General features: G+C 34.3%; 4 protein-coding genes. All 4 read right to left on the bottom strand.

The window, feature by feature from the left end:
* Positions 1-104: 104 nt before the first annotated feature.
* Complete coding sequence (locus tag JOC49_RS12910; RefSeq protein WP_204665451.1) at positions 105-1,613, bottom strand: DUF1846 domain-containing protein; 1,509 nt, start codon at positions 1,611-1,613, stop codon at positions 105-107.
* Positions 1,614-1,913: 300 nt separating this feature from the next.
* Positions 1,914-2,072, bottom strand: a complete 159-nt coding sequence (locus tag JOC49_RS12905) for a patatin-like phospholipase family protein (RefSeq protein ID WP_204665450.1) — start codon at positions 2,070-2,072, stop codon at positions 1,914-1,916.
* 476 nt (positions 2,073-2,548) lie between these two features.
* Positions 2,549-3,031: a hypothetical protein gene (locus tag JOC49_RS12900; RefSeq protein WP_204665449.1), complete on the bottom strand. Its 483-nt coding sequence runs from the start codon at positions 3,029-3,031 to the stop codon at positions 2,549-2,551.
* 33 nt (positions 3,032-3,064) lie between these two features.
* Complete coding sequence (locus JOC49_RS12895) at positions 3,065-4,123, bottom strand: cysteine peptidase family C39 domain-containing protein (RefSeq protein WP_204665448.1); 1,059 nt, start codon at positions 4,121-4,123, stop codon at positions 3,065-3,067.
* Positions 4,124-4,237: the final 114 nt, after the last annotated feature.

Genomic DNA, 4,237 nt, shown 5'->3' with positions numbered 1-4,237 from the left:
CCGTGGGGCACACGGGGATAGCTCGCTTATGCTGTAGCCATTAGGCTATTCGAACGAGAAGCCCCCACTTCTTAAGTGGTGGGAGTATGTCACTGTATATATGTTTAGATGTTATAGAACAAGCTGTCTGTTGAAAAAGCAGCTTCGCTTGTGAGTTCTATGCCCAAATCTCTAAGTGTTTTTTCGTTACTTGAATTTAAAATAGTTGTAGAGTGTGCTTGACAATTTCTTAGAGCCTTTAATTTTTCCATTGCAACCTGTGCAATTGGGTTAAAGGCGGCACTGATACTAAGTGCAATTAACACTTCTTCACAGTTTAAAGTTGCATTACCTACGCCAAGATGCTGTCTTTTTAAATTAATAATAGGATCCAGAATGGCAGGTGAGAGCAAGTGAACATCATCATTGATATTGGATAGATTTTTAATCGCATTAATTACTGCAGCAGCAGGTGCATCCATGACTTCCCCTGTCTTTCCAGTAACATATGTGGTTTCATCCAGTGCAATGGCGACAACTTGGTTATAGGTTTTATCAGGCCTATTTGTTTTGAGTGACTCTGCATAGGTGAGGGCGGGCTCAACGACAGGTCTGTCTAACGGTTTAAGATTTAGGGCATCCATAATTAGTTTTGAGCGATTAAAGGTTTCCAAATCAACATGGCCTTTTTTGTATTCGCATCCTGTTTTGAAATACCGCCTAATAATTTCTTGTTTGGCGGCTTCTTGAACCACTTCGTCGTCTATAATGCCACACGAGATTCGGTTTACCCCCATATCGGTAGGGGACTGATAATTGGACTCGCTTCCTGTTATTCTTTCAATAATACGTTTTAGAACTGGAAAAGTTTCAACATCACGATTGTAGTTAACAGCAATTTCATTGTAAGCTTCCAAGTGAAATGGGTCCACCATGTTTACATCTTTTAGGTCGACTGTGGCAGCTTCATAGGCAATATTTACAGGGTGCTTCAAAGGCAGATTCCATACGGGGAAAGTCTCGAATTTTGAGTAACCAATGTTTTTACCCCGCTTGTGTTCATGATAGAGTTGGCTTAAGCATGTTCCCAGTTTACCACTTCCAGGTCCTGGTGCAGTAACCACTACGATTGGACGCGTTGTTTCAATATAAGGATTCATACCATAGCCCTCTTCGCTGACGATGGTATCCACATCTGATGGGTAACCTTTTGTTGCTTTGTGCGTGTACACGCGGATGCCACTTTGTTCAAGTTTGTTTATGAAAACCTTTGTAGCGGGTTGATTGTCGTACCGAGTGATAACCACGCTGTTCACAGAAAGCGTTTCATTTCTCAGATCATCAATGAGTTTGAGGACATCTAAATCATAGGATATGCCAAAATCGTTTCGAATTTTATTGCGTTCGATATCTCCTGCATAAATACATATAATAACTTCAACATGGTCCTTGAGTTTTTTCATCAATTGAATTTTGGCGTTTTCATTGAATCCTGGAAGGACGCGTTTGGCATGCATGTCAAATAAGAGCTTGCCACCAAATTCAAGATATAATTTGTCGTAGGACCGTACTCTTTCCAAGATAAATTTAGACTGCTCCTCTAGGTACTTTTCTGAATCAAAACCGATTTTCATACAAACCTCCATGTGTTTTTTCCATTTTACACATCTCAATTAAAATTATATTCCTTTTAAGGAATACTTTCAAGTCATATTATTTCTATAATCACATTTATATTTATCTTTTCACCTTCCTATATCCATTTTGTCAACTCACCACACTTTTTATAGTCATCTAGTCAACTCAAAAGCCCTACTATTCACTTAGCCACTCAACCTTGTATTCTGCTATTCTTGGATAAGTTCCCACAAAATAAAAAACCGTGATTATCCTCCCGGCTTGGAGCCAGATCTCAAATCACGGAAAGTGCTTATTTACTCAATATCTCCAAGCGCAATAAGTGCCCCATTGATGGATCCAATGGATGTTCCAGCGACCACATCAAATGTATATCCCATTTCATAAAGCGCTTTAATGGCACCTACTTGAAAAGAACCTCTTGCACCGCCACCCTCTAAAGCCAGTCCTCTCATCTCATCCTCCTGTAAGTTTCTCTGCTATGTTTATACCATTATAATACACTGTACAAACAAAACAAACTGTAAAGCAAAAAGACTTTCAGCGTAATTAAATTTTTTTCTAAACCGTTGTAAAAGCCATTGTTCGTGTTTTCTAATGGCTAGATTTGCTGTACCATTTTTTCAGAAATGAAAATTTATAAAAAAACTCAAACTACTTATTGACTTTTATTAGCTGGTCTTTTTTAGTTACAACAATTACTCTCATAAAAACCTCATTTTTGGGCATAAAAAAAAGATCTATCCGATTGGATAGACCTTTGGCCTCTAAATATTGTGCCACTCATTGGTGGACTTTAAAATTGTAAAAAGAATAATTAATTGTTATCACTATATTATCATTTTTCGTAAATTTAATCAATTGTTCACAAGGATAAATAATGAGTACTCGTAAGTATGAACAGAACGTTCTAAGGTTAGTGATTATTTTCTCAATTATTAGAGCGATTCTCTATTAATTTAGAGAAATCAAATAATTCACCCGTCTCAAAATCTACTTCTACAAAATATCTATTTGCTTCATCATAGTATAAGCGCCAGACAAGATTTTTTTTTATTGCTTCATAGCTATCTATTTTCCCAGTTTTTCTATGACTAATCCATAACTCAATTTCGTTTTCCTCACTAGTATAACCATACTTATTTGCAATTTTTTGAGCTTCTTCTCGTGTGATTCCATCATTTTGGCTAATTATATAATTTCCATTAGTTCTATCTATATGGAAAATAAAAACTAAGTCTTCTTGTATATTCTTTCCTTCAGTGATTTTATAATATGGACCATGCCTTATCTCTGATATTCGAATATTATTTTTAAATGCAATTATATAAGAATCAATTATTGGAATACAATAAAGGAAAGCAACCGAAGACATTACAATAATTATTATGACTAATGATTTGTATTTTTTCATGAAATGCCTCCGGTATACTCTAGCTTTAGTTGATTAATAACTTGGTATTATCTTAAACGTTGCCCAAATATCGCCTCTTGATATATCATTGTCCCAATTTCTGTAGATTGTAAAAGGATTCCACAAATCGTGAATAATATAGTAATTCCCACCAATTTCATCACCAAAAGCATAGCCAACCAGAGTGGTATAATGTAATCCATATCGGTCGTCATACACTTGGTTATAGTCTTTAAATAAAATTGAACCAGGTCGATTTCTATCTACTTCATATTTAATGAAATTAGAATAGTCAGAAGTTGTTATATTAAAATCACTAACGACGGATAAATTATAGTTTCCAACATAGTCAAAGTAATCGATTAATCCTTGTCCATAAGGACCTCCATTAAATCCTATTGGAGAAGTCGCATGCTCTCCATTAGGAAGTTGGAAACTTCCCATATAAATGTACAAAGCATTATATATGTTAGAAAAGGTTTGAGTAGTCACTAAATTAGAATACCCTTTTCCATCCCAATATTGAATTATATTAATTCCTGAAACTGGTCCACATGCACTGTATGGAGCATCGTTTTGATTGTTAGGTACTCCTGGAATAATACTTTCAGTATATCTAAAAGTATTATTTGATGATTTTAACTCATCATTAATTTCTTTTTTATTATTAATATCTTCAACATTTTGTTCAATTGATATGCTCATATCTCTAGTAAAATAGACTATAGTATTAAAATCATCCAATGTATATCCTTGAAATATCCCATTTTGAACTAATTTTAACTCATCTTTTACTTTTATACTATCAATTCCTTTCTTATTCAAATACTTTTGAAGATATGTTTCAAAAGGTGATTCACCATGCGAAAATTCTACAATTGTTCCGCTGTATATATCAGTGATTATATAGCCAGTCGACTTCGTATTATTCCCAATAATTAATAACTCGTATCTTTCTTTACCATTTTCATCATACAATATTTTAACTTGTTTAATACTACTTTCTTCCCAATCTTTAAATGAATTAATTCCATTCATCAGTTTAAACATAACTTCATCTTGTTTATTGTTCGTAACTTCAGCAAAGTTCATGGATGATGAAAACAATAACGATGGTGTAAGATATTTTGTGTAAAGTGAAAAATCAGTTATAATTCACTTAGACAAAATGGAGGTCCGAAATGGCAAAAAGAAAAAGAAATCCAG

Source organism: Fusibacter tunisiensis, assembly GCF_016908355.1.
Taxonomy (GTDB): Bacteria; Bacillota; Clostridia; order Peptostreptococcales; family Acidaminobacteraceae; genus Fusibacter_D; species Fusibacter_D tunisiensis.
The sequence above is the reverse complement of the archived record's forward strand: the minus strand, read 5'-3'. Positions and strand labels throughout refer to the sequence as shown.